22 protein-coding genes are annotated in these 26,360 nt (G+C 63.3%); 11 read left to right on the forward strand and 11 right to left on the reverse strand.

What is annotated here, in order from left to right:
* Positions 1-2 precede the first annotated feature (2 nt).
* Together IC761_RS11320 and IC761_RS11325 are read right to left on the reverse strand one after the other, a co-directional pair.
* The gene (locus IC761_RS11320; protein WP_195803317.1) at positions 3-1,292 is read right to left on the reverse strand and encodes an acyl-CoA dehydrogenase family protein; all 1,290 of its coding nucleotides are present in this window, start codon (positions 1,290-1,292) and stop codon (positions 3-5) included.
* Between the two features lie 12 nt (positions 1,293-1,304).
* On the reverse strand, positions 1,305-2,120 hold the full coding sequence (locus IC761_RS11325; RefSeq protein ID WP_195803318.1) for an alpha/beta fold hydrolase: 816 nt from the start codon (positions 2,118-2,120) through the stop codon (positions 1,305-1,307).
* 198 nt (positions 2,121-2,318) lie between these two features.
* On the opposite strand from IC761_RS11325, the gene IC761_RS11330 reads away from it, so the two are divergent.
* From IC761_RS11330 to IC761_RS11345, 4 genes are all read left to right on the forward strand, one after another.
* Positions 2,319-3,080, forward strand: a complete 762-nt coding sequence (locus tag IC761_RS11330; RefSeq protein ID WP_195803319.1) for an SDR family NAD(P)-dependent oxidoreductase — start codon at positions 2,319-2,321, stop codon at positions 3,078-3,080.
* A gap of 26 nt (positions 3,081-3,106) precedes the next feature.
* Complete coding sequence (locus tag IC761_RS11335; protein WP_195803320.1) at positions 3,107-3,943, forward strand: enoyl-CoA hydratase family protein; 837 nt, start codon at positions 3,107-3,109, stop codon at positions 3,941-3,943.
* 98 nt (positions 3,944-4,041) lie between these two features.
* Positions 4,042-6,393 (forward strand): bifunctional salicylyl-CoA 5-hydroxylase/oxidoreductase, encoded by a 2,352-nt coding sequence (locus IC761_RS11340; RefSeq protein ID WP_195803321.1) that lies wholly within the window; start codon positions 4,042-4,044, stop codon positions 6,391-6,393.
* Between the two features lie 55 nt (positions 6,394-6,448).
* The gene (locus IC761_RS11345; RefSeq protein ID WP_195803322.1) at positions 6,449-7,699 is read left to right on the forward strand and encodes a flavin-dependent oxidoreductase; all 1,251 of its coding nucleotides are present in this window, start codon (positions 6,449-6,451) and stop codon (positions 7,697-7,699) included.
* 9 nt (positions 7,700-7,708) lie between these two features.
* Here the strand turns inward: IC761_RS11345 and IC761_RS11350 are convergent, their stop codons facing one another.
* Together IC761_RS11350 and IC761_RS11355 are read right to left on the reverse strand one after the other, a co-directional pair.
* Positions 7,709-8,167: a cupin domain-containing protein gene (locus IC761_RS11350; protein ID WP_195803323.1), complete on the reverse strand. Its 459-nt coding sequence runs from the start codon at positions 8,165-8,167 to the stop codon at positions 7,709-7,711.
* A 29-nt stretch (positions 8,168-8,196) separates the two neighbouring features.
* The gene (locus tag IC761_RS11355; protein ID WP_195803324.1) at positions 8,197-9,372 is read right to left on the reverse strand and encodes an ABC transporter substrate-binding protein; all 1,176 of its coding nucleotides are present in this window, start codon (positions 9,370-9,372) and stop codon (positions 8,197-8,199) included.
* Positions 9,373-9,652: 280 nt separating this feature from the next.
* On the opposite strand from IC761_RS11355, the gene IC761_RS11360 reads away from it, so the two are divergent.
* From IC761_RS11360 to IC761_RS11370, 3 genes are all read left to right on the forward strand, one after another.
* Positions 9,653-10,144, forward strand: a complete 492-nt coding sequence (locus IC761_RS11360; RefSeq protein ID WP_195803325.1) for a MarR family winged helix-turn-helix transcriptional regulator — start codon at positions 9,653-9,655, stop codon at positions 10,142-10,144.
* 148 nt (positions 10,145-10,292) lie between these two features.
* Complete coding sequence (locus IC761_RS11365) at positions 10,293-11,984, forward strand: benzoate-CoA ligase family protein (RefSeq protein WP_195803326.1); 1,692 nt, start codon at positions 10,293-10,295, stop codon at positions 11,982-11,984.
* A 16-nt stretch (positions 11,985-12,000) separates the two neighbouring features.
* Positions 12,001-12,459 carry a RidA family protein gene (locus IC761_RS11370; protein ID WP_438265113.1) on the forward strand — a complete coding sequence of 153 codons (459 nt, stop codon included), beginning with the start codon at positions 12,001-12,003 and terminating at the stop codon, positions 12,457-12,459.
* A gap of 15 nt (positions 12,460-12,474) precedes the next feature.
* Here the strand turns inward: IC761_RS11370 and IC761_RS11375 are convergent, their stop codons facing one another.
* On the reverse strand, positions 12,475-13,203 hold the full coding sequence (locus IC761_RS11375; protein ID WP_195803328.1) for a CBS domain-containing protein: 729 nt from the start codon (positions 13,201-13,203) through the stop codon (positions 12,475-12,477).
* A gap of 185 nt (positions 13,204-13,388) precedes the next feature.
* Between IC761_RS11375 and IC761_RS11380 the strand changes: the two genes are divergently transcribed.
* Positions 13,389-15,239: a PHA/PHB synthase family protein gene (locus tag IC761_RS11380; protein ID WP_195803329.1), complete on the forward strand. Its 1,851-nt coding sequence runs from the start codon at positions 13,389-13,391 to the stop codon at positions 15,237-15,239.
* Here the strand turns inward: IC761_RS11380 and IC761_RS11385 are convergent.
* Positions 15,236-16,210, reverse strand: a complete 975-nt coding sequence (locus IC761_RS11385; RefSeq protein ID WP_195803330.1) for a CHAD domain-containing protein — start codon at positions 16,208-16,210, stop codon at positions 15,236-15,238. The genes IC761_RS11380 and IC761_RS11385 overlap by 4 nt on opposite strands.
* 25 nt (positions 16,211-16,235) lie before the next feature.
* Entirely contained in the window at positions 16,236-17,759 is a 1,524-nt protein-coding gene (locus tag IC761_RS11390; RefSeq protein ID WP_195803331.1) for a bifunctional aminoglycoside phosphotransferase/ATP-binding protein, read from the reverse strand.
* Between the two features lie 189 nt (positions 17,760-17,948).
* Here IC761_RS11390 and IC761_RS11395 point away from each other — a divergent pair, with 189 nt between their 5' ends.
* The 3 genes from IC761_RS11395 to IC761_RS11405 all read left to right on the forward strand — a co-directional run bounded on the left by IC761_RS11395 (position 17,949) and on the right by IC761_RS11405 (position 22,455).
* Complete coding sequence (locus tag IC761_RS11395) at positions 17,949-18,788, forward strand: universal stress protein (RefSeq protein ID WP_195803332.1); 840 nt, start codon at positions 17,949-17,951, stop codon at positions 18,786-18,788.
* Positions 18,789-18,847: 59 nt separating this feature from the next.
* A complete protein-coding gene (locus IC761_RS11400) occupies positions 18,848-21,541 on the forward strand; it encodes a bifunctional acetate--CoA ligase family protein/GNAT family N-acetyltransferase (RefSeq protein ID WP_195803333.1) in 2,694 nt (897 codons plus the stop codon).
* A gap of 185 nt (positions 21,542-21,726) precedes the next feature.
* Positions 21,727-22,455, forward strand: coding sequence for a Crp/Fnr family transcriptional regulator (locus IC761_RS11405; RefSeq protein WP_195803334.1), 729 nt, complete (start codon positions 21,727-21,729; stop codon positions 22,453-22,455).
* 94 nt (positions 22,456-22,549) lie between these two features.
* On the opposite strand, the gene IC761_RS11410 is transcribed toward IC761_RS11405, so the two are convergent.
* The 4 genes from IC761_RS11410 to IC761_RS11425 form a co-directional block, all read right to left on the reverse strand.
* On the reverse strand, positions 22,550-23,326 hold the full coding sequence (locus IC761_RS11410) for a cyclase family protein (RefSeq protein WP_195803335.1): 777 nt from the start codon (positions 23,324-23,326) through the stop codon (positions 22,550-22,552).
* 80 nt (positions 23,327-23,406) lie between these two features.
* The gene (locus IC761_RS11415; RefSeq protein ID WP_195803336.1) at positions 23,407-24,696 is read right to left on the reverse strand and encodes a TRAP transporter large permease; all 1,290 of its coding nucleotides are present in this window, start codon (positions 24,694-24,696) and stop codon (positions 23,407-23,409) included.
* Positions 24,697-24,712: 16 nt separating this feature from the next.
* Positions 24,713-25,228, reverse strand: coding sequence for a TRAP transporter small permease (locus IC761_RS11420; protein ID WP_195803337.1), 516 nt, complete (start codon positions 25,226-25,228; stop codon positions 24,713-24,715).
* An 88-nt stretch (positions 25,229-25,316) separates the two neighbouring features.
* Positions 25,317-26,321 (reverse strand): TRAP transporter substrate-binding protein, encoded by a 1,005-nt coding sequence (locus IC761_RS11425; protein WP_195803338.1) that lies wholly within the window; start codon positions 26,319-26,321, stop codon positions 25,317-25,319.
* Positions 26,322-26,360: the final 39 nt, after the last annotated feature.

Genomic DNA, 26,360 nt, shown 5'->3' on the forward strand with positions numbered 1-26,360 from the left:
CGTCAGTCGTCCGTTTCGCCGGCCTCGTACAGCGCCTCGCGGCCGATGCGATCGAGGCAGAGCTCGGCCGTCCAGGGCAGCATCAGCGAGCCGCAGCGGCTGTCGCGATAGATCCGCTCTAGCGGCAGCGAGCGAAGCATGGCTTGTCCGCCGCAAGTGCGGATCGCGAGCGTCGCAAGCTCATTGGCGCCTTCCATCACCGAATATTGCGCCGCGTAGGCCCGCAACACCTGCTCCTTGCTCGGATTGGAGCGGGCCTCAGTGACCGCCTGGAACCAGATCGACTTGATCTGCTCGAGCTTGATCTGCATCTGCGCGACCGCGATCTGCTTGGTCGGGTACATCCTGCGCTTGACCGGCGGCATGCCCGGCACCTCGCCGCGCAAGTAACGTACGGTGAAATCGTAAGCCGCTTGCGCGAGGCCCATATAGGTCGGCGACAGCGTCAGGAACATGTGCGGCCAGCGCATCGCGGCCTGGAAATAGACGCCGCGCGGCATCAGCGCCGAATCCTCAGGCACGAAGACGTCTTTGAACAGCAGCGTCCGCGAGACCGTGCCGCGCATGCCGAGCGGATCCCAATCGCCGACGACCGAGACGCCCGGTGATTTCGCGGAAATGGCGAGGTAAAGCGTGTTACGGCGCGAGGCCTTCTCGCCTTCCTCGATCTCGGTGCAGAGCACGCCGTAATAATCAGCATGGCCCGAGAGTGACGCAAAGATCTTCTTGCCGTTGACGATCCAGCCGCCCTCGACAGGCCTCGCTTCCGTTCCGAAGGCAACGCCGCCTGCGGCCGCCGCACCGCCTTCCGAGAAGGGCTGCGAATAGATCGCACCGTCCTCGACGATTCTCTTGTAGTGGACCGCTCGCCGCCGCTCGTGCTCCGCGCGGGTCTCGATATCCATGTCGAGATCGTCAGCGAGCGGGCCCGACCACAGGGTCGAGCAGACATGCATGTTCCAGGTGAGCGCGGTCGCGCCGCAATAGCGGCCGATCTCGGCAGCCGCCAACGCATAGGTCTGGTAGTTCGCGCCTAGCCCGCCATGCTTCTTGGGGACGGCGATGCCGAGCAGGCCGACGCGATGGAGGTCGCGATAATTCTCGGTCGGGAAGACCGCCTCGCGATCGTAGGTCGCGGCACGGCCGGCGAACACGCTCTGGCCGATCTCGCGGGCGCGGGCGATGATGCCGGCCTGTTCGTCGCTCAGTCGGAATGCGACGGGGTCGAAGATCGGCGCATCGAGTGCGATCTTGTCGCTCGTCCCAATCGTCTTGCTGACTTGCATCGTCATGGGGCAGTCACCTTACGTTTTGGTCACGACGGAATTCAGGAATGGGCCGAGAGCCGCGTTGAAGGCATCGGGGCGCTCGAGGTTGGCGAGATGGCCGATGCCGGCGAGCTCGACATATTCGGCAGAGGGAATGTAGGTCGCCGTCTTCGCCATCATCGGTGCCGGCGCATTGTTGTCCTTCGAGCCGGACAACAGCAACGTCGGCACGGAAATATCCTTGAGCGTGCTGCGCTGATCGAACCCGATCAAGGCCAGCACCATGGCGCGATAGCTCGCCTCCGGGACGCTCGCCATGCACTCCCGCGCGACGTCCATCCCCATCGGATCCGGATCGTCGCCGACAAGGTCTTTCACCAGCGAAGGCGCCAGCGATTTCATCGTCTCGCCGAGATCGAGTGGTCCCAGCCGCGCCGCAATGAACGATTTCTGCCAGTCACCATCGGCCTTGCCGAAGGCCGGGCTGGTTTGCGCGAGAACGACGGCGCGCGCTGATGTCGGAGATTGCGCCAGCCATTTCTGGACGATCATGCCGCCGATGGAATGGCCGATCAGAATGGGCTTTATTGCGCCGAGCTGCTCGATGAATTGCTGGAGCGCATCCGCAAGGGCAGCGATGCTGACGCTGGCAAGCGGCGCTGATCCGCCATAGCCCGGCATGTCCCATGCGATAGCGCGGAAGCGATCGCCGAAGGTCGTAAGTTGCTGCCGCCAGGCCCGCGCCGCGCCGCCAATGCCGTGGAGGAAAATCAAAGGAATCGCGCCCGGATCTCCCGCAGCTTCATAGGCGAAGCGTCCGTCCTTTGTTATCATTGGCGCAGGCTGCGACACGCGACATCCTTCTGCTTGGCCCGGCGATGCTAACAGGCTTGCGGGCGATGGGAAGCGATAATTTTATACTTAAAGCAATTTTCAGGCCGGTCGTACCGCACGCGTCCGTTCCCCGTGGAAAAACACGCTTCATTGCAAAAGCTTGAAGTTTAAAATATATCGAAGCTTGGGCCTTTAGCCATGTCAGGGAGCCAGCGCATGTCCGGATTGCCGCATTCGCCGCACGCACTGGTGACGGGTGGCGGTCGCGGTATCGGTCGTGCGATTGCGGCAGCGCTTGTCCAGGCCGGTGCGACGGTGACAGTGCTCGGCCGGAATGCGGCAACGCTCGAAGAGGCCGTCAATGCAGGAGCTGCCCATTTTGCAGCCGTCGCCGACGTCTCGGACGAAGCCGCGCTGAAGGCAGCCATTGCTGAAGCGCATACGCGCAAGCCGATCGATATCTTGATCGCCAACGCCGGCAGCGCCGAGTCGGCGCCGTTCGCGAAATCAGACGGCGCACTGTTTGCGCGCATGATGGACGTCAATTTCATGGGTGTGGTCCATGCTATTAGCGCTGTGCTGCCCGGGATGAAGGATCGCCCCTATGGCCGCATCGTCGCGGTCGCATCGACGGCTGGACTCAAGGGCTATGCCTATGTCAGCGCCTACGTCGCCGCCAAGCACGCGGTGGTCGGTCTAGTACGTTCGCTCGCCCTCGAGATGGCCGGCAGCAACATAACCGTGAATGCGGTCTGTCCCGGCTTCACCGACACTGATCTGGTCGCTGGCAGCATTGACAACATCATGAAGAAGACCGGCCGGACGCGCGAGCAGGCGATCGCCGAGCTTGCCAAGCACAATCCGCAGGGGCGTCTGGTCACGCCGCGGGAGGTCGCGGATGCCGTGCTTTGGCTATGTGGCGAGGGCGCAGGCGCGATCACCGGACAGGCTATTGCTGTCGCCGGTGGCGAGATCTGACGGCCCGGAACAAGGAAGGACATCGCATGAGCAGACCAGCCAATCCCGTGACCGTGCCGCTTGCGGACTATTCGCCGCAGCATTTCCTGCTGGCCGTGGTCGACGGTGTGGCGACCGTGACGTTCAACCGCCCGGAGCGGAAGAATCCGCTGACCTTCGAAAGCTATCGGGAACTCACCGATTTCTTCCGTGCCTGCGCCTTCGATGATGCGGTGAAGACCGTCGTCGTCACCGGTGCCGGCGGTAATTTCTCGTCCGGCGGCGATGTGTTCGAGATCATCGGGCCGCTCGTGAAGATGGATACCAAGGGGCTCACGGCCTTTACCCGCATGACCGGTGACCTCGTCAAGGCAATGCGCGCATGCCCGCAGCCGATCGTTGCCGCGGTCGAGGGCATCTGCGCTGGCGCCGGCGCCATCGTCGCCATGGCGTCGGACATACGGCTCGCGGCGAGCGGGGCGAAGGTGGCGTTCCTGTTCAACAAGGTCGGCCTAGCCGGCTGCGACATGGGGGCCTGCGCGATCCTGCCGCGGATCATCGGACAGTCGCGCGCCTCCGAGCTGCTCTATACGGGCCGGTTCATGACCGCGGAGGAGGGCGAGCGCTGGGGCTTCTTCAGCCGCATCGTGACGCCGGAGCAGGTGCTGCTCCAGGCGCAGCTGCTGGCTAGGCAGGTCGCGGAAGGGCCGACCTTTGCCAACACCATGACCAAGCGGATGCTGGCGATGGAATGGGCGATGTCGGTGGAGGAGGCGATCGAGGCTGAAGCCGTTGCCCAGGCGCTGTGCATGACGACCGCCGATTTCGAGCGCGCCTTCGAGGCCTTCGCTAACAAGGTCAAGCCGGTCTTCAGGGGCGACTAAACCGGTGAGGCTTTCCGGCGGGGAGGCTTGCAGCGGGGACTTGCGCGAAATTATTTTAGGGTTAAAATAATTTCGCCGGGTCAATTGGCGAGGCTCCTATGAAAGTCGCGATCATCGGTGGTGGACCTGCAGGTCTTTACGCAGCGATCCTGCTCAAGAAGCAGCGGCCGAGCGCCGACATCGCGGTGTATGAGCGCAATCGCGCCGACGATACGTTCGGCTTTGGCGTGGTGTTTTCCGACGCCACGCTCGACAATTTCGAGAAGCACGATCTTCCGAGCTACCGCCGCATCACCCAGAAATTCGCCTACTGGGACGACATCGCCGTGCACTTCCGCGGCACGGTTCATCGGGTCGGCGGCAACGGCTTTTGCGGCTGCTCGCGACAAAAGCTGCTGCTGATCCTGCAGGAGCGGGCGCGCGAGCTCGGTGTCGTCCTGCATTTCGAAGTAGATGTCGAGGATGAGGCGCGCTTCGCCGCTGCTGATCTCATCCTGCTCGCCGACGGCATCAACAGCCGCTTCCGCGAGAAATACCTCGATCATTTCCAGCCTGAGGTCGATCTCCGCGCAAACAAGTTCGCCTGGATGGGATCGACCCGGCCGCTCGACGCCTTCACCTTCATCTTCCAGGAGACGGAGTGGGGCCCCTTCATCGCCCACGCCTATCAGTACGAGGCCGGGCACTCGACCTGGATTTTCGAGACCGATCCGCAGACGTTCGAGCGGGCAGGGCTGACCGGGCTGGACGAGACCCAATCTGCAGCACGCATGGCCGAGATCTTCGGCTGGTTCCTCGATGGGCACAAGTTGCTCACCAACCGTTCGATGTGGCGCAATTTCCCGATGATCCGCAGCAAGCGCTGGGTCAAGGACAACATGGTGCTGCTTGGCGATGCCAAGGCGAGCGCCCATTTCTCGATCGGCTCGGGGACCAAGCTCGCGATGGAAGACGCGATCGCGCTGGCTGAGGCGATGGAAAAGGTGCCCAGCATCAAAGCGGCGCTCGAGGTCTATGAGCACGGCCGCCGCGAGGAGGTCGAGAAGACCCAGCATGCCGCCGACGTCTCGCTGGTCTGGTTCGAGCACGTCGACCGCTTCTGGGATTTCGATCCCGTGCAGTTCGCCTTCGGCGTGATGACGCGCTCGAAGGCGATCACCTATGACAATCTCAAGCTCCGCGCGCCCAATTTCGTGGCCGAAGTCGAGAAGTCATTCGCCAAGCAGGCGCGTAGCAATGGCTTCGCCGTCAATGCCGACAAGCCGATGGTCCCGCTGTTCCAGCCATTCCGCCTGCGGGAGATGGAAATCGCCAACCGCGCCGTGATGTCACCGATGTGCATGTATTCGGCGAAGGAGGGTATCCCGGGCGATTTTCACCTCGTGCACTACGGCTCGCGGGCCATCGGCGGCGCCGGACTGATCTTCACGGAGATGACCTGCGTCAGCCGCGACGCCCGGATCACCCCCGGCTGCACGGGCCTGTGGAATGACGAGCAGGAAGCTTCGTGGCGTCGCATTGTGGATTTCGTCCACGGCAACTCGGCTGCAAAAATCTGCCTGCAACTCGGGCATGCCGGCCGCAAGGGCGCGACCAAGCTGATGTGGGACGGCATCGATCGTCCCCTAGACCAAGGCGGCTGGGACGTGGTCTCAGCATCGCCGCTCCCCTATTTCCCCGACAGCCAGGTGCCGCGCGAGCTTGATCGCGCGAGCATGAGCGCGGTGAGAGACTCCTTTGTCGCAGCGGCCGAGCGCGGCGAGCGCTGCGGCTTCGACATGCTCGAACTGCACTGTGCCCACGGCTATCTCTTGGCGAGCTTCATCTCGCCGCTGACCAACACGCGCACTGACGAATATGGTGGCTCACTTGAAAACCGCCTTCGCTTCCCGCTCGAGGTCTTCGAGGCGCTGCGCGCGGTGTGGCCTTCGCACAAGCCGATGTCGGTACGTATCTCGGCGACCGACTGGGCTGAGGGCGGAATCGATGGCGACGATGCCGTGGCGATTGCGCGCGCCTTTGCCGAGGCTGGTGTCGATCTCGTCGACGTCTCGACGGGCCAGACCGTGCGCGACGCGCAGCCGGTCTATGGGCGCATGTTCCAGACGCCGTTCTCCGACCAGGTGCGCAACGAGGCGCGCGTCGCCACCATGTGTGTCGGCAACATCACGACCGCTGACCAGGCCAATACCATCCTGGCGGCCGGCCGGGCGGATCTCGTCGCTCTCGGCCGCCCGCATCTGGTTGATCCATTCTTCACCATGAAGGCAGCGGCCTGGTACGGGGCAAACGACGCGTTCTGCCCGCCGCAATATCTGCCCGGAAAAGATCAGATTTTCCGCAATAGCGTGCGTGACAGGCAAGATCTCGAGGAGCTGCGAATTAAGGCTAAGCCCAAGACCCGGGCGGAGCTCAAGGCGGAGGCGACAAAGCCGCTTGCGGCAGAGTGACCGCCCGTGCCAATTTAACCCATTGCCTGGCGTGTTTTGAGTGGAGTTGAGGGCGATGAAGGCGATTATCGTCGGTGGCGGTATCGGTGGTCTCACCACGGCGTTGATGCTGCGGGCACGTGGCATCGCCTGCGAGATTTTCGAGCAGGCCGACACCATCCGTGAGCTCGGCGTCGGCATCAACACGCTGCCACATGCCATGCGAGAGCTTGCCAGCCTTGGTCTTCTGCAGAAGCTCGACGACGTCGCGATCCGCACCGACCAGCTCTATTACCTCAACCGCCACGGCCAGGAGGTCTGGCGCGAAGCCCGTGGCATCGATGCCGGCCACGATGTGCCGCAATTCTCGATCCACCGCGGACGCCTTCAGAGTGTCATCCATCGTGCCGTCGAGGAGCGGCTCGGGCCCGAGGCGATCCACACTGGCTGCCGGCTCGGCTCCTTCACTCAGGATGAGGGCGGCGTCTCGGCGTACTTTTTCGATCGCACCGGTTCGCACATCCACACCGCGCGTGGCGATATCCTGATCGGTGCCGATGGCATTCATTCACGCGTGCGCGACACACTGTTTCCAAACGAGGGGCCGCCATGCTGGAACGGCCTGATGCTGTGGCGCGGCGCGCGCGACTGGCCGCTGTTCCTCTCCGGCAAATCGATGATCGTGGCCGGTGGCCTCAATGCCAAGGTCGTGGTCTACCCGATCGCGGAGGGATCGAGCCCGGCGAGCCGCTTGACCAATTGGGCGGTGCTGGTGAAGGTCGGTGAGGGCAACGCGCCGCCGCCGCGGAAAGAGGACTGGTCGCGGCCGGGCCGGCGCGAGGAGCTGATGCCGCATGTGGCGCGCTTCTCCGTGCCCTATATCGACGTGAAGAGCCTGATCTCGGCGACGCCCGAATTCTACGAATATCCGACCTGCGACCGCGATCCCTTGCCCTATTGGTCGTCCGGGCGCGTCACGCTGCTCGGCGATGCCGCGCACCCGATGTACCCGGTTGGCTCGAACGGCGCGTCGCAGGCGATCCTCGACGCGCGCTGCCTCGCGGACGCGCTGGTGCGCGCCGAGCATCCGCGCCAGGCGCTGGTCGAATATGAGAAGAAGCGCCTGCCGATGACCGCGGAGATCGTCCGCTCCAACCGTCGTGGCGGCCCCGAAGGCGTCATCGACGCCGTCGAGCAGCTCGCGCCCGACGGCTTCGACAATGTCGACAATGTGCTGAGCTATTCTCAGCGCGAGGCGATCGTGCGCGGCTATGCCAGCAAGGCCGGCTTCGCCGCAGTGCCAGGACTTGCGGCAGTGCGCGCTTAAGGCCCGCCGCTATCCGGCGCCAGGCGGCGGCGGCAGGAAGTGGATGTTGAACTCCGCGGCCATCGCCACCACGTCCTCCGGCTTCTGCTCCTTCATGTTGTGAAGGCCCCAGAACAGGTCGAACAGTTTTTTGGTCGGCGAGACCCAGAACAACACCTTCGCGGTCTGGTCCGACTTGTTGAAGATGCCATGCGGCACGCCCATGCCGAGCCGGATCAGGTCGCCCGGGGTCGCTTGGGCCTCGGAATTGCCGAGCATGAAGTCGAGCTTGCCCTCCAGCATGTAGAGATACTCATCCTGGTCGGGATGGATGTGCGGTGGCACGAACGTGCCCGGCGGCAATGTCGCATGCCAGGAGAAGCTGTTCTCGGTATTGCTCTTCGGCACATAAGTCTGGCCGAGGATGTTCCAGGAAATTCCCTGGAGGCCCTCATTGGCCCGCGTGATGCCGGTGATTTCGCTCTTCATTACAGTCCTCCCTCAACGCGACACGCGGCTTAGTTCGCCGCCTTGCAGTCCTTGGCATAGCGGTCGCCGTAATTCTCAAAAACCTTCTGCACGATCTCGGTCTGGAACTTGCCGTCCGGGCGCTTGGCGACCTTGGTCAGGTAAAAGTCCTGGATCGGATAGCCGTTGGTGTTGAACTTGAAGGAGCCGCGCAACGAGGTGAAGTCCGCCTTCTTCAAGGCCGCCGCAATGGCATCCTTATTGGAGAGATCGCCCTTTACGCCCTTGACCGCGCTGTCGATCAGCATTGCGGCGTCATAGGCCTGGAAGGCATAGGTGCCGGGTACGCCATTGTATGCGGCCTCATAGGCGGCGACGAACTTCTTGTTTTGGGGATTGTCAAGATTTGGCGCCCAGTTGGCGCCGCCGAACATGCCGACGGCGGCGTCCTGCTGCGCCGGCAGGGTCGATTCATCCACGGTGAAAGCCGACAGAACAGGGATACTGTCGGCAAGGCCGGCCTGCTTGTATTGCTTGACGAGATTGACGCCGAGGCCGCCCGGCATGAACGTGAAGAGCGCATCGGGCTTCTGCGCCGAGATCTTGGAAAGCTCCGGCTGGAAGTCCAGCGTGTTCAGCGGCATGTAGGACTCTTCGACGATCTCGCCCTTGTAGTCGAGCTTGAATCCGGCGACCGAGTCCTTGCCCGCCTGATAGTTCGGCACCATCAGGTACATGCGCTTGTAGCCGCGATCCTGCGCGACCTTGCCGAGGATCTCGTGCACCTGATCGTTCTGGTACGAGGTCACATAGAAGAACGGATTACAGTCCTTGCCGGCAAAGGTCGACGGGCCGGCATTCGGGCTGATCAGGAAGGTCTTCGATTCCGTGACCGGCCGGTGGATCGCCTGAAGGATGTTAGAGAAGATCGGGCCGACCACGAAATCGACCTTGTCGCGCTCGAGCAGACCCTTGACCTTTGTCACGGCCGCATCTGGTTTGAGCTCGTCGTCGACCACCACGACCTCGACATCGCGACCGCCCATCTTGCCGCCGAGATCCTTCACCGCGAGCGCAAAGCCGTCGCGGACCTGTTGCCCCAGCGCAGCCGCAGGCCCCGACAGAGTTACGATCACGCCCAGCTTGATCTTGTCTTCGGCGAGGGCGGGGCTCAGCGCGGTGCCAAGCAGGAAGGCGGCCGCGGCCATGGTGAATTGCGTCTTCATGATCTGTCCCCCGTGACATCAGGCTTGCGTCGCAAGCCACGTACTCCGATCCAAGCTTAAGCCGATGATGGCTTCCGCGGCAAGCAAGGCTGAAAGCGTTGTGCCATCATGCAACGGGCATGCATGCAAGCGGCGCGCCAATTGCTTGAAGCTTAAAGAAATTGGCATGCGGTCGATTGTTGTAGCTTTAGGCTTGCGGCCGGGGCCGATTTATTTGAAGCTCAAAACGTTAGGGAATCCGTGGCCTCCGCCACTGCCAGCCATCAGTGTTTGCATCAAGATGCTCGATTCCGAGACCAAGGCCGTCGAAACGCCGGAGGATCATGCCGAGGAGCTTCGGCTGTGGTTGCGCCTCCTGACCTGCACGACCCTGATCGAGGGCGAGGTTCGCGGCCGGCTGCGGCAGCGCTTCGACGTGACGCTGCCGCGTTTCGACCTGATGGCGCAGCTCGACAAGGCGCCCGACGGTATGACCCTGTCCGACATCTCCAAGCGCATGATGGTCTCCAACGGCAACGTTACCGGCCTCGTCGAGCGCCTGGTGGAATCCGGCCATCTCGACCGCCGGACCTCGGAGACGGACCGCCGCGTCCAGGTGATCCGCCTCACGAAACTCGGCCGCGCCGAGTTTCGTAGGATGGCCGCGGAGCACGAGACCTGGATCGCCGATCTCTTCGCTGACCTGACGCCGAAGGACGTACGCGAATTGATGCGGCTCCTGGCCAAGACCAAGGCGTCGGCGCAGAAATCGGCAGTGCGCCGCCGGCCTTAAATGGATGGTCGGGCAGTCCGCCAATCCCATCTTGCCGCAGGAAAATGCATGGGATGCCCAAAATCCGCTATTGCGCCGAATTGTTTTAAGCCTAAAATGTTTCCCAGATAGTGCTGCCGGGTGCTTTCCATGCGCAAAGGAGCGTGCGATGGCCAACGCCGCCAAGGTTCAAGTGACGGGCTCGTCTGACGGCAATGTCGCGACGGCCCATGTCGACACATTCGCGCGGCAGCATCTGCCGCCGCGAGAGCTCTGGCCCGAATTCACCTTCACGCGGCCGGAGCTGCACTATCCGCCGCGATTGAACTGCGTCAGCTATTTCCTCGACCGTTGGGTCGAGCAGGGGCACGGCGATGCGCCCTGCGTCATCAGTCCCGCCGTCAGCTACTCCTATCGCGAGCTGCAAACGCTGGTGAACCGGATCGCTAATGTACTGGTCAGCAAGCTTGGTCTCGTGACGGGCGGACGTGTGCTGCTGCGCTCCGCAAACAACCCGATGATGGTTGCGACCTATCTCGCGGTGATCAAGGCCGGCGGCATTTGCGTGGCGACCATGCCGCTGCTGCGCGCCAAGGAGCTGTCCTATCCGATCCAGAAGGCTGAAATCACGCTGGCGCTCTGCGACGGAAAACTTGCAGATGAAATGGAGAAGGCGAGAGCCGCTGTGCCCGGGCTCAAGCACGTCCTCTATTGGGGCAATGGTGCAGCCGACTCGCTCGAGGCGCTGATCGCGGACGCGAGTCCAGAGTTCAACGCCGTCGATACCGCTTCCGATGACATCTGCCTGATCGCCTTCACCTCTGGCACGACCGGCGATCCCAAGGGCACCATGCATTTCCACCGGGACATGCTGGCCGTGTGTGACGGCTACGCGCGCAACATCCTGCGGGCCGCACAGAACGATCGCTTCGTCGGCTCGGCGCCGCTCGCCTTCACCTTTGGCTTCGGTGGCGTGCTGTTTCCCATGCATATCGGCGCTTCCTTCGTCGTGCTGGAGAAGACGACGCCGGACGATATTCTGAACGCGATCGAGCAGTACAAGATCACGGTGTGTTTCACCGCTCCGACCGCCTATCGAGCTATGATCGGCAAGCTCCCAGGCCGCGATATATCTTCGCTCCGCAAGTGCGTCTCCGCCGGCGAGACGCTGCCGAAGCCGACATTCGATGCCTGGCACAAGGCGACCGGCATCAAGCTGATGGATGGCATTGGCTCGACCGAGATGCTGCACATCTTTATCAGTGCGACCGAGGACGAGATCCGTCCCGGCGCGACCGGAAAGCCGGTGCCGGGCTATGAAGCCAAGATCGTCGATGACGCCGGCGACGACATGCCGCCGGGCACGATGGGACGGCTTGCGGTGCGCGGACCGACCGGCTGCCGGTATCTCGCCGACGAGCGCCAGCGCAAATATGTCCAGAACGGCTGGAATATCACCGGCGATACTTACCTCATGGATAGCGACGGTTACTTCTGGTACCAGTCGCGCTCGGACGACATGATCGTGTCGTCTGGCTACAACATCGCCGGCACCGACGTCGAGGCGGCGCTGCTCACGCATCCGTCCGTCGTCGAGTGCGGCGTCGTCGGTGCGCCCGACGAAGCGCGCGGAATGATCGTGAAGGCCTATGTCATCACCGTGCCCGGCGTCACGCCGGACGCCAAGCTCGCGGCTGAGTTGCAGGAGCATGTCAAACGGGAGATCGCGCCATACAAATATCCGCGCGCGATCGAATTTGTGACGCAATTGCCGAAAACCGAGACCGGCAAGTTGAAGCGCTTTGCCTTGCGCCAGCTGGCGCAGGCGGCGGCAGCATCTTCCGGCGTTGCCGCAGAATGAGGATAGAGATTTGTCCGTGACGACACCGAAAGGCCCGCATCTTGCGGTGCTGCCGACCGCAGCCGAGGACGAAACCCGTTCCACGGCGCAGATGCTCCAGCCCTCCGGCTGGCCGATGCCGAAGGGCTATGCCAACGGCATGGCCGCGGACGGCCGCATCGTCGTGACCGGCGGAGTGATCGGTTGGGATATCGAGGAACGTCTCGCGGATGGCTTTGTCGCCCAAGTGCACCAGACCCTGAGCAACATCGCTGCGATCCTGGCGGAGGCCGGTGCGCGACCCGAGCATCTCGTGCGCCTCACCTGGTACGTGGTCGACATGGACGAGTACCTGACGAACCTGAGGGAGCTCGGCAAGGTCTATCGGACGATCTTCGGCACGCACTATCCTGCGATGGCACTGGTGCAGGTCGTCCGCCTCGTCGAGAAGGCGGCGCGCGTCGAAATCGAGGCGACCGCCGTCATTCCGCGCTGAGCCGCGTTCGTCGCTTCAGCTCGCTTTGGCGAGATCATCGTCCTCGGGCGAGTTCAAATAGACGCCCGACATGGTGTCGACCCAGCACAGATGGTCGTGCACCTTTTTCACGCCCTGGACATTTTCCGCCGCAACGACTGCAGCTTGACGCGCGCGTTCCTCGGTAATGACGCCGCTCAAGTGAACGATGCCGCCGCGAACGATGACGTTGAGCCCGAACGGGCACCAGTCGTTCTTCTCCATGGCGTCGATGATGCGGCTGCGGATGTGATCGTCGTCGGCTGTTGGATCCGGCACTTCGCGAGCAAGGCCGGCCACCGCCTGCAATAAATTGGCGCGCGACACGATGCCGACGAGCTTGTCACCGCGCACCACTGGAAGACGCTTGACGTTGTTCCGTTCCATCAAGTCAACGATCTCCGCGAGCGCGGTATCCTCGGTGATGGTGACTGGCGAATCGGTCATCACTTCGGAAACCTTGCGCCCGTGCTCGTGCACGAAGTCGCTGGCCGTTTTGCCGGGACCGAGGATGAACCGCAGCCAGCGGCCCTGCTTGCGCCCGGTGCCGATTTCGCTGCGGCGTATGAAGTCACCTTCCGAGACAACGCCGACCAGCGTGCCGGCCTCGTCGACTACGGTCAGGCCGCTGACGTGCCGCTTCAGCATGATGTTGGCCGCCTCGACGATGCCGGTGCCGGGGGTGACCGAGATGACCGACCGGGTCATGATCTGGTGGGCGCGCATGGGAAACTCCGCAGTCTGGACCAATTTCGATACGAAAACTCTAGATCAGGCGCGGCAGCAGGGTTTGACGCAGGTCAAGCGGCTGGACGGAACCAATCAGGTTGACGCAGCTCAAACGCACGCGCCAGGCGCGGCTCTATCCTGGCGCGGAAAACAGGACCAGAAGCGTGCAGGAACCTTCCGTCATGAGCGTCGTGCATACATTTCCTCGGCCCGCAGGGCCGGCGGGGCCGCCGACGCCCGGCATTCCCGTTGCTGGCGTCAGCCCCTCTCCGGTGAGCAGCGAGGCGTCCGGCAAACGGTTAGTCCCGAGCGCTGAGCCGGCGTCCGAGCCGCAGCCGCTCGACCGTGCCCTCCACGCAATGCTGGCGCGGTTCACGGGCGGGATTTCGCCGGCGGCCTTGTCGCTCGCCTGGCTTGATTGGGGCTCGCATCTTGCTGTGGCGCCCCAGCGCCAGATGGAGCTGGCCCGCGATGTCCTGCGCGACATTGGCCGCTTTGTCGAAGCCGCCGCCCACGCGACGTCGCCCGAGCAGAAACCTTGGTCCGTGATTCAACCGCATGGGCGGGATCGTCGTTTCAAAGAGCCGCAGTGGGAGGTCGCGCCCTTCAATCTGTTGGCGCAGGCCTTTCTGCTCGGCGAGCGCTGGTGGCACGACGCGACAACCGGCGTGCGCGGTGTCTCGCGTGCCAATGAAGCGATCGTCGAGTTCTCGGTGCGGCAGATGCTCGATACGTTCGCGCCGTCGAATTTCGTGGCGACCAACCCCGAAGTGCTGGAGAAGGCGTTTCGGAGCGGCGGAGAGAATTTCATCTTCGGTTGGCAGAATTGGTGCAGCGATCTGATGCGCCTGCTGTTCGCAGCAAAATCGCCCGGCCATGAGCAGTTCGTGGTTGGCAAGACGGTTGCGGCCTCGACCGGCAAGGTCGTCTACCGCAACGAACTGATGGAGCTCATCCAGTACGCTCCGACCACCGCGAAGGTGAGGCCGGAGCCGATCCTGATCGTGCCGGCCTGGATCATGAAGTACTACATCCTCGATCTGTCACGGCAGAATTCGCTGGTGCGCTACCTCACCAGTCAGGGTTTTACCGTGTTCGCGATTTCCTGGCGCAATCCCGACGCGAGGGACCGGGATGTTGCTTTCGACGACTATCGCAACCTCGGCGTCATGGCCGCTCTGGACACGATCGGCAAGATTGTGCCCGGGCGGAAGGCCCATGGGCTCGGCTATTGTCTGGGCGGAACGTTGCTATCGATAGCCGCCGCTGCGATGGCCCGCGACGGCGACGTCCGTCTCGGCACGGTCACGCTCCTTGCCGCGCAGACCGATTTCACCGAAGCGGGCGAATTGACGCTCTTCATCAACGAAAGCCAGGTCACGTTCCTCGAAGACATGATGTGGCAACGGGGCTTTCTCGATACGGCGCAGATGGCCGGTGCATTTGCGCTCCTCCGCTCCAACGATCTGATCTGGTCGCGGCTGTCGCACGATTATCTGATGGGCGATGCGGCGCCGCCGAGTGACCTGATGGCCTGGAACGCGGACGCGACGCGGCTGCCCTATCGCATGCATTCGGAATATCTGCGCAAGCTGTTCCTCGACAACGATCTGGCTGAAGGTCGCTACACTGTCGACGGCCGCAGCATCGCGCTCTCCGACATCCATGCGCCGATGTTCGTGGTCGGCACGCTCGCAGATCACGTGGCGCCGTGGCGGTCTGTCTATAAGCTCCACTACCAGGTCGACGCCGACGTGACCTTCCTGCTGACCAGCGGCGGCCACAATGCCGGCGTGGTCGCGCCTCCCGACGATCCCGGGCACAGCTATCAGGTGATGACCAAGGCTGCGGATGCGCCCTATGTCGGCCCGGACCAATGGCTGAAGCTGGCACCGCATGTTGAGGGATCGTGGTGGCCGGAATGGACGCAGTGGCTGACAGCGAGATCGGGCAATCCCTGTGATCCGCCGCCAATCGGATCTGGAGATATCGAGAGCCTGCCCGACGCACCCGGCGACTATGTCCGCACCTAGTCCTCAGGCTCCGTATTCGGTGCGAGGTCGGAGGATCGGAAGGGTTTGGCCTTGTCCAGTTTCCGATACGCCGTGGCGGCGGTTCGCAACAGCTTCTTTTCGCGCTTGCGGTCGAGGAAGCGAATGCCCGCCTCGGGGACGGCCTCGTTCAATGACGCCGCCAGCGTTTGGCCTCGCGCATCGTCATTCAGTTGTCCGAGCGACCGCTGAGCCTTGCGCAATTGCTTGAGGATCGACTTTTGCTTCGTCAGCGATTTGTCGGCGAACAGATCCTCCAGCGACTCGATCGAGTAGGTCAGTCGCTTGTTGAGAAGTCGCAGCTTGTGCCGCTTCTCGACGTCGAGCTTGCGAAGCTTCCTGGCTCTCTTGAGAAGTGTCGTCTCCCACTCCTTGAGTTGCGCCGTCGCGTGGTCGGAGAGCGAGCAGCGGCGCAGTCTGATGGCGTCCTTGCTGCGTCTGGTTGACCAGGGGCCGCTCTCGATCCAGGCCGAGGTCTGTTCGACCAGCCGCCGATAGCGCGCGGAATGCAGCGCGCGGGCCAGCAGGCGATGGCTCTCGGCACGCTTCTCGTCCCAGTGCTGGAGCTCGGCGATCACGGCGAGCTCCTCGCCGGTCTCGGCGACGACGCGTTCGATTGCCACGTCGAGGTCTCGCACCATGCCAAGCTGGCTGTTCAGCCATTTCAGCTCGGTCCAGACTTTTGGCCGCAGCGCGTCATCGACCATCGGGGAAAAGAAGCGGATGGCGGTCCGCAGATGTGTCAGCGCGATTCGGATCTGATGAAGTGCGTCGGGGTCGCCCCGGCAGGTGCCATCATGCTGGGCGAGGACGGCGGCGAGGTGACGTCGCGCGATGATCCGGAAGGCGGTGTCGCAGGCCATGCCAGGGCTCAGGCGGCCAGGCAGTGTATTGCGATTCGCCGCCGGCCTGGCGCGAACGGTCGCCGTCGAGGTCCTGGTGCGTCGCGCCATCCCTGTCCGCGTCAATCAGATAGCCTTACCCGCCCTTGGCGATCGCGTCCCGGCAGCGCTGAAGCGTCTGCTCTTGTGTCCCGGATGCATCGATGGTCGCCCAACCGACATGACCGATATTATAGTGCTCTTGCAGCGCGGCAACCTCTTGCGTGGCGTCGGATGCGTCCCCTTGTCGACTTCCGATTCGCGCCTGTCGCGTCGCGAGGTCGGCGACCAGGAAGAAACCTGTCATCGGTATGTCGCACGCCCGCCCCAACGTGGCGAATGCGTCTCGTTCGGCATCTCGGGCGAACACGCCGTCGACAACGACCGAATGGCCCTGGGCGAGCACGCGCCGGGCGTGTCGGGCCAACGTCTCGTAGACGTGCGCCGCAAGCTCTGGCGTGTATGCGGATCGCGGCAACCGGTCCGTGTCCTTGACCCCGAACATCTGCTTGCGGACGACGTCGCTGCGCAGCACGACCGCTCCCGGGTGCGGTGCTATGTCCGGCGCGAGCGCGCGCGCCAAAACCGTCTTTCCGGTGCCCGACAATCCACCAACGGCAATCAGGCGAGGCGCAGGGGGATGGATCAGCGCCCGGGCCAGGCCAAAGTAGCGCTGCGCGTCGTTAAGGATGCCGGAATCGCTGGAATGCGGTGAATTCAGCCGCGCCAGCGTCACCTGCGCACGGATCGCCGCCCGAATCGACATGAACAACGGCAGCGCACCGAGCGCGTCGAGATTTTCGTGCGGCGTTGTGGTCAGATATTGGTTCAGGACGATGTTCGCCGCCACAGTCTGGTCGTGGTGCAACAGATCCATCAGCGTGAATGCGAGATCGTAGAGCACGTCGACGGTGGACATCCGCGCGTCGAACTCGATGGCGTCGAACAGGATCGGCTGCTGTTCGATCGACACGATATTCGCAAGATGCAGGTCGCCATGGCAGCGGCGTACGAAACCCCGGCGGCCACGCTGCTCAAGCAACGAGCGAACGCGCAAAAACGCCTCGTGCGAGGCTTCGGCAAGCTGCTCGATCTCCGCCGCTGAAATATACCCGCCGTTCCGCAGACCATTGCTGTTACCGTCGATCAGGGCAGGGATGGAGGAAACCCACCCCTCGCCATCAGCATCTGGGGCGGCCGCATGTGAAGCGGCGATCGCGTCGGCGGTCGCCGAGGCCAGGTTTGGATCCAGCGGGCCGGCCTTCGCCAAATGGTCCAGAGTCCGGCTTTCGTCGAAGCGCAACATGTCGACCGCATACTCGATCGGTCGGCCCGATCCTGCAACCTTCACCGATCCGTCCGGCTCCTCCGTGATCGCCACGACGCGATGATAGATCTGCGGCGCCAGCGGCCGGTTGATCCTGATCTCCTCCTCGCAGGCCGCCTTGCGCTGCTCGAGCGTCGAATAATCGAGGAAGGGAAACCGGACGGCCCGCTTGATTTTCAGCGCGCGTGTCCCGTCGAGGAAGACTGACGCTGCGTGCGTGTCGATCCGCTTCACGCCGCCACGCGCGGTCAGCGTTGCAAAGATCCGTTCCTGGGTTGCGGAATCGTCTGTCATCCCTGCCGGCATGTGCAGATGGGCGGCAGGTGGTCCGGCCGCCGAAATAGGTCTTACGACGAGATGACGACCACTCCTTGACTTCCGTCAAGGCCTGTCGTCGGCTGGCCTGACGGAATTCCCTCGGCTTGACGAGGATCAAGCGTCCCGACCAAAGGCGGCCTAGTTTGGCCGGCAAGGAGAATCCCGATGCCCATCAAGGACGTCTTTCTGCCGCTGATCGGCCAGCCGCGTAAACCAGCGCTTGCAGCCATCGAGAAGTGCGTGGCCGTTGCCGCCGACCTCGGTGCCAGGATCACCGCGCTTGCGCTGGAGGACGATGTTTTCGTGCGTCCGAAGGTGGTGTTTCCTGATGATCCGGAGTCCGCCGACACGATCGGCGTGCGCGAAGTGGGCGACATGCAGCAGCTGCTCAACGCGTTCACGCGCGCGGCCTCCCGCACCGGCATTCGCGCACAGAGCCGGTCAGGCAGGGTGCCGGCGGACCAAATTGCATCGACCTTTGCCGAACATGCGCGCTTCAGCGATCTCACGCTGATCCCGGTGAAGCCGCACGACAGCCAAAGCGAAAATATCGTCGAGACGTTCCTGTTCGAGTCCGGCCGGCCGCTGCTGCTCTGTCCGGAGCAGCATGTGGACGTGTTGCGGCCGGAATTCGAGAACGTCATGATCGCCTGGGATCACTCGGCTCGCGCTGCGCGCGCGGTTGGCGACGCGCTGCCGATCCTTCAGGCGGCCAACGCGGTGCGCGTGATCACGGTGGCTGACGACAACGCCGACGCGATCGCGCAATCAGGGACCAGTCTCGTCGATCATCTCAGGGAGCACGGGGTCTACGCGTCCTTTGAAACCGTGAAGGGCAGCGGCAGCTCGATCGGCAAGGTGCTCGGGACCTGGGCGAATGAACATGCGATCGATGCCATCGTCATGGGCGCCTACCACCATTCGCGCCTGAACGAGATCGTCTGGGGCGGGGTGACCAAGACCGTCATCGGCCAGCCACCGTGCTGGGTGATGATGTCGCACTAGCTGCGTTTGCCACATCGATCCAGATTTCCGACCCGTCGCCCGATCGAACGGTTGCAACCATGTCAACCTATCGCCTGAAAAACGTGTTGTCGCCGCGGTCCGTGGCGTTGGTGGGCGCGAGCGCCCGTCAGGTCTCCGTCGGTCGCGCCGTTCTGGAGAACATCCGGAAGGCGGAATTCAGGGGTCCGTTCGGGCTGGTGAATCCGCGGCATGCCGAGATCGGCGGCGTCGCTGCGGTCAGCAGCCTGGACCAATTGCCGTTCGTCCCCGAGCTGGTCGTCATCACCGCGCCGGCGGCCGAGGTTCCCGGCATCATCGATCAGGCCGGGCAGCGCGGCTCGGCCGGCGTGTTGATCGTCTCGGCCGGGCTCGGTCTGGGGCCGGGATCGCCGCACGAGGCCGCCATCGCCGCGGCGCGCAAATACGGTATGCGACTGATCGGCCCTAATTGCCTCGGCATCATGATGCCCGGTGCCAGCCTCAACGCCAGTTTCGCCGCCCATATGCCAGGCTCGGGCAATCTTGCACTGATCTCGCAATCGGGTGCGATCGCCGCCGGCATGGTGGATTGGGCCGCACAGCGCGGCGTCGGCTTCTCCGGCATCGTCTCGATCGGCGACCAGATCGACGTCGATCTCGCCGACCTGCTCGACTATTTCGCGATGGATCACAAGACCCGCGCGATCCTGCTCTATATCGAGGCCATCAAGGACGCGCGGAAGTTCATGTCGGCGGCGCGGGCCGCGGCGCGCGTGAAGCCGGTCGTCGTGGTCAAGTCCGGCCGAATGGCGCAGGGTGCGAAGGCAGCGGCCACGCACACGGGCGCGCTTGCCGGTGCGGATTCCGTCTATGATGCGGCATTCCGCCGTGCCGGTGTGCTGCGGGTATCAGATCTGCGCGAGCTGTTCGATTGCGCCGAGACGCTCGGCCGCGTCGAATCGCGGACCGGCAAGCGCCTCGCGATCCTGACCAATGGCGGCGGCATCGGCGTCCTGGCCGTCGACCGGCTGGTCGAGCTTGGCGGCATTCCCGCGTCGATCTCGGCGGAGGCGCGCAAAGATCTTGACGCCGTGCTGCCGCCGACCTGGTCCGGCGCCAACCCGGTCGACATCGTCGGCGACGCTGACGCATCGCGCTACGCCGCGGCGCTGGATGTGCTGCTCGCCGATCCCGACAATGACGCGGTTCTGGTCCTCAATGTGCAGACCGCGATCGCCTCGGCCGTTGACATCGCAACCCGGGTGACGGAACTCGTCAGCGCGTATCGCACCAAGCACCGCAGCTGGGCGAAACCTGTCCTTGCGGCTTGGGTCGGGGCCGATCAGAAGATCGTCGAGATGCTGTCAGGCGCCGGCATTCCGAACTATCCGACCGAGGATGACGCGGTTCGCGGGTTTATGCACCTCGTGAGACATCGCGAGGTCGTGGAGGCGCTGAGCCAGGTTCCCCCGGCGATGCCCGACACCTTCTTGCCAGACGCGAGAGCCGCGAGGCAGATCGTCGCGAACGCAATTGCGGATGGCCGCAAATGGCTCGAACCGGTCGAGGTCAAGCGCCTGCTCGAAGCCTATGACATCGCGATGGTACCGACCTTTGCGGCGACCGATGTCGAGCAGGCGGTGGTCTGCGCCAACGACATCTTCGCCCAGGGGGCAACCGTCGTGCTCAAGATCATGTCACGCGACATCGTGCACAAATCCGATGTCGGCGGCGTCGTTCTCAATCTCACCACGCCGGATGCCGTGCGTGCCGCCGCGACAGACATCCTTGCGCGTGCGAGGAAGCTGCGCCCGGAAGCCCGCATTGCTGGCATCATCGTGCAGGCGATGGTCGTCAAGCCCAAGGCGCGCGAGCTGATCCTGGGCCTTGCGGACGATCCGACCTTCGGCACCGTCGTCGTGTTCGGCCGGGGCGGGACGGCGGTGGAGATCATCAATGACAAGGCGCTTGCGCTGCCGCCGCTCGATTTGCAGCTCGCGCGCGACCTGATCGGGCGCACGCGTGTTTCTCGGCTGTTGCGCGCCTACCGGGACGTTCCCGCGGTGAAGCAGGACGCCGTCGCGATGGTGCTGGTCAAGCTCGCGCAGATGGCGGCCGACATTCCAGAGATCCGCGAGTTCGACATCAATCCGATGTTGGCAGACGAAACCGGCGTCACGGCGGTTGACGCGCGCGTCGCGGTCGGACCACCACAGCGGAAATTTGCGGGCTCAGGGCCCGCCAATTTCGCCGTCCGCGCCTATCCGTCGCAGTGGGAGCGACGCCTCGTGCTCAAGGACGGCTGGCGCATCTCCGTGCGTCCCTTGCGCCCGGAGGACGAGCCGACCATCCACGAATTCCTGCACCATGTCACGCCCCACGACCTCCGCCTGCGCTTCTTCGCGCCGATGAAGGAGTTTACCCACGAATTCATCGCCCGCCTGACCCAGCTCGACTACGCGCGGGCGATGGCCTTCATCGCCTTCGACGAGGCGACCAGCGAGATGGTCGGCGTGGTCCGGCTCCATTCGGACTCGGTCTACGAGAGCGGCGAGTATGCGATCCTGCTGCGTTCGGACCTCAAGGGCAGGGGGCTCGGATGGGCCCTGATGCAACTGATCATCGACTACGCGAAATCGGAGGGGTTGAGGACCATCTCGGGCGACGTGCTCAAGGAGAACGTCACGATGCTGGAGATGTGCCGCCAGCTCGGTTTTGCGGTGAAGCCGGATCCGACCGAGCCCGACATCTGTGACGTCAGGCTGAAGCTCTGAAGTGCGGTTACCGCAACTCTGCATCGCACGAAATGCATTGACGCACCCTCCGGATGCGGTTTAGTGGAACTCGCACGGTCTCAGCGGCATTTGATTAAACCTGTACGCTCTGCTTTCCGGTTGAAAAGCCGGGCAACGTTGACTACGCAGGGACACCACTGCCTCGCAGTCTTAGGAGTCCCGGCGTGCCTCAGGACAAGACCGGCGACCCCCGACAGTCGTCGGGCAACAAATTATCGGTCCTGCGCAAGCACCCGATCTTCGCGGATCTGGAGCCTGACGCGCTTGATCAGCTCTGCCGCTATGCCAAGCACACGACGGTGAAGCGCGGAGCGACGATTGCAGCCAAGGGCGACCCCGGCAACAATCTGTTTGCGGTGATCACGGGAACAGTGAAGATCTCCTCCTCGTCGCCTGATGGGCGGAACGCTATTCTCAATCTGATCGGTCCGGGAGAAATCTTTGGCGAGATCGCGGTTCTCGACGGCGCGCCGCGGTCGGCGGATGCGACCGCCAACACCAATTGCGAGCTTTACATCATCGACCGCCGCGACTTCCTGCCGTTTGTGAAGAGCCAGCCGGCGCTGGCGATGAAATTCATTGAGCTGCTGTGCGCGCGGCTGCGCTGGACCAGCCAGCAGGTCGAGCAGGTGATCTTGCAGAATTTGCCGGGCCGGCTTGCCAGCGCGCTGCTCGGCCTCACCGAGGAGCGCAAGTTCGACTCCGGCAGCGGCACGCTCGCCGTCACCCAGCAGGAGATCAGCGAGATGGTGGGGATGACGCGCGAGAGCATCAACAAGCAATTGCGCGCCTGGGCCGGACGCAACTGGGTTCGTCTCGAGCACGGCGCCATCGTCGTGCTCGACACCGAAGCGCTACGTGAGCTCGTTGACAGCGGCCTCGACGGCGACTAACGCGCGATGACGACGAGTCGTCATCGCTCGTCAGGTTGTTGTTTGAGCATGATCTTTTTCGGAGAACCGCTGCGAACTTTTCCCGATCATGCTTTTAGCTCTCGATGATCGCGACCGCACGGGTCCAGCCCGCGGAGGCGCGCTCGATCTTCACCGGAAAGCATGAGACGGTGAAGCCGGTTGCAGGCAATTGCTCGAGATTGTGCAGCTTCTCGAGATGGCAATAGCCGATGTGCCGTCCCGCCTTATGGCCCTCCCAGATCAGGCCGGCGTTTTTCGTTTCCGCGTATTTCCTTGCGGTGAAGACGAACGGTGCATCCCAGCTCCAGCCGTCGGTTCCGGTGAGCCGTACGCCGCGTTCGAGCAGGTACATGGTGGCCTCACAGCCCATGCCGCAGCCGGAATTGACGTAGTCGGCCTGGCCGAATTTGGCGCCGGCGCTGGTGTTGACGACGACGATCTCCAGCGGCGAGAGCGTGTGGCCGATACGCTTGAGTTCCTTCTCGACGTCCTCGGCGGTGGCGACATAGCCGTCTGGCAGATGTCGGAAGTCAAGCTTCACGCCGGGCTGAAAGCACCATTCCAGCGGCACCTCGTCGATGGTCCATGACCGCTCGCCGCGATTCATGGTCGGGTGAAAATGCCATGGCGCGTCGAGATGCGTGCCGTTGTGGGTCGACAGCGAGACCTGCTCGACCGCCCAGCCCTGGCCATCCGGCAGATCCTGCGCCTTGAGACCATCGAAGAACTGCAACATGCGCGGCAGCCCCTGCTGATGGTCGATATACTGGATCGTCGGGTGGTTGCCCGGCGGATCGGCCGGCACGTCGTTCTGCAACGGCACGGAGATGTCGATCAGCTTCCGCGGCATGGGCGTTTCCCTCGAGATGTTTCCCAGCATCTTGAGGGCGGCGTGCCGGCGCCGTCAAGCGACGCGCCGGCGCGATCAACTCACCGCAGGATGTGACGCGGCAGCCAGAGCGAGATCTCCGGCAGATAGGTGACGAGCATCAGCACGAACAGCATGACGCCGTAGAACGGCCAGATCTTGCGCATGACCTCTTCAAGCGAGACCTTGCCGACCGCGCAGCCGACGAACAGGATCGCGCCGACCGGTGGATGGCACAGGCCGATGCCGAGATTGAGCAGCATGATCATGCCGAAATGCACGGGATCGACGCCGAAATTCTGCATCACCGGCAGCAGGATCGGCGTCGCGATCAGGATCGACGGCGCCATGTCGAGCAGCGTGCCGAGCAGCAGCAGCAGCACGTTGAGCAGCAGCAGGATGACGTATTTGTTGCTGGAGATCGACAGGAAGAATGCCGTCATCTTCGCCGGCATCTGTGTGAGCGCCATGATGTAGCCGACTGCGGAGGCGCAGGCGATCAGCGTCATCACCATCGCGACCGTGCGCAAGGTCCGGTGCAGCAGCACCGGCAAGTCACGCCATTGATAGTCGCGGTAGACGAACATGGTGACGAAGAACGCCCAGATGCAGGCGACCGCGCCAGCCTCGATCGCGGTGAAGATGCCGCCCAAAATGCCGCCGAGGATGATGACGAGCGTGATCAGGCCCCAGGCCGCATCGATCGTGATCTTGATCGCGTCCTTGGCCGGAACAGTGCGCCCCTGAGGATGACCCTCGCGATAGGCAATCGCAACGCACAGCACGATCAGCGAGAAGCCGAGCAGCAGGCCGGGAAACACGCCCGCCATGAACAGGGCGCTGATCGAGATGGTGCCGCCGGTCGCGAGCGAATACAGCACCGCATTGTGGCTCGGCGGCACCAGCAGCGCCTGCACCGAGGACGAGATGGTGAGGTTGGTGGCGAACACGCGCGGATAGCCGTTCTTCTCCATCTGCGGGATCATCACCGAGCCGATCGCCGAGGTATCGGCCACCGCCGAGCCGGAGATGCCGCTGAGGAACGTCGTCGCCAGCACGTTGACGATCGAGAGGCCGCCGCGCAGCCGGGTCAAGCCGACCAGCACGTCGGCAAAGGCGACCAGCCGCTTTGCCATGCCGCCTTCCGCCATGATGGCGCCGGCGAGCACGAAGAACGGGATCGTCAGCATCGCAACCTTGCTGACGCCGTCCGAGATTTTCAGCATCAAGGCTTCAAGGGGAATGCCGACCGACAGCGCGCCCGCGATCGCCGCCATCGCCAGCGAGTAGGCGATCGGCATGCCGATCAGGAAGCAGACGATCATCGTGCCGAGCAGGATAAAGATGTCCATGACGATGACTCCTGGCTCACTCGAAGGCCGCAGGCTCGGAATGCTTGCCGATCGGGTCGGGTGGCACGCCGAGGAATATCCGTTCGATCACGAACAGGAGCAGGCAGACGCCGCCGATCGGAATCGGCAGATAGGTGACGCCGACCGACAGCGACGGGAAGTCAGCGATGGAGTTGTGCCAGGTGATCTCGACGAGACTTTCACCCCAGATGACCATGAACAGCGCGATAAGCGCCATGAGCAACTGAACGAAGATGTCGAGCGCCCGTTGCAGGGGCGGCGGGAGCTTCTTGGCGAAATAGGCGACATTCATGTGCAGGTTGAGCCGGTAGCCGGCGGCTGCGCCGATGAATGTCAAGACGATCGTCAGCAGCACCGCCATCGGCTCCGGCCACGAAGCCGCGCTGTTGAGGACGTAGCGCGTGAATACCGCCCAGGGGATCACCGCGGAGATCGCGACCAGCGCGATGCAGCCGACGATCACGCACAACAAATAGAGAAAATCCATCGCTCGGCGAAACAGTGCGGCCATCCGCGTTTCCTGCTCTGTCAGTGGTTTAAGTTGTCGAGGCCGAAGCGCGACGAGTGCTCATCGCGCTTCGGCTCTTTTCGAGCATCCTCTAGAGCGCTTGGATGCGCTGGATCGTGGCCTGGTATTTCGGGCCGTATTTGTCCCAGACCGGCTTGACCGCGTCCTGGAATGGTTTCTTGTCGGCGATCTCGACGATTTCGCAGCCAGCGGCCTTGGCCTTCTCCATCGCCGTCGTCTCGTACTTCTTCCACAGCTCGCGCTCCTCGAGCTGGGCTTCGCGCGCGAACTTCTTGATCAGCGCTTGGTCGTCGGCCGACAGTGCTGTCCAGGATCGCTTCGAGAAACAGAGGATCTCAGGGATCACGAGGTGCTCGGTCAGCGAGTAATATTTTGCGGCGGTGTAGTGGTTGCTGAACACGTAGCTCGGCGGATTGTTTTCAGCGCCGTCGATCACGCCTGTTTGCAGCGACGAGAACACCTGGTCGTAGCCCATGGCGATGCCGTTGCCGCCGAGCGAGTTGACCATGTCGATGAAGATCGGATTGCCGATGACGCGAAGCTTCAGGCCCTTGACGTCGGCGATCGACTTGATCGGATGTTTGGTGTTGTAGAAGCTGCGCGCGCCCGAATCCATCCAGCACAGTCCGACCAGGTTCGCGTTCGGGCTCGCGGTGATCTTGTCGAGCAATTCCTGGCCGATGTCGCCGTCCATCATCTTCCAGGCTTGCGCTATGTTCTTGAACAGGAAGGGCATGTTGACGACGTTGATGTCGTCGACGATTGGCCCGACCGCGCCTGCACTGACGCGCAGCATCTGGATCGCGCCAATCTGTGTCTGCTCGATCGTCTCCTTCTCGGCGCCGAGTTGCGCGGAGGGATAGGTCTGGATCGAGAGCCGGCCTTGCGTCGCATCCGACAGCTTCTTGCCCATGCTCTCGACGGCGGCGACCGTCGGATAGCCGACCGGCTGCACGTCGGCAGCCTTGAACACGGCTTTGGTCTGGGCGCGGCCCGACGAGATCGGAGCCAGCGTGGCTGCTCCAAGTCCGGCGCCAAGTCCGGCGCTCAATTTGATGAAATCACGGCGTCTCATGGTAGTCCTCCCTCATTGCTTCGTTGGTGTGCGTCGTTG

Source organism: Bradyrhizobium commune (assembly GCF_015624505.1).
In the GTDB taxonomy this organism is placed as follows: domain Bacteria; phylum Pseudomonadota; class Alphaproteobacteria; order Rhizobiales; family Xanthobacteraceae; genus Bradyrhizobium; species Bradyrhizobium commune.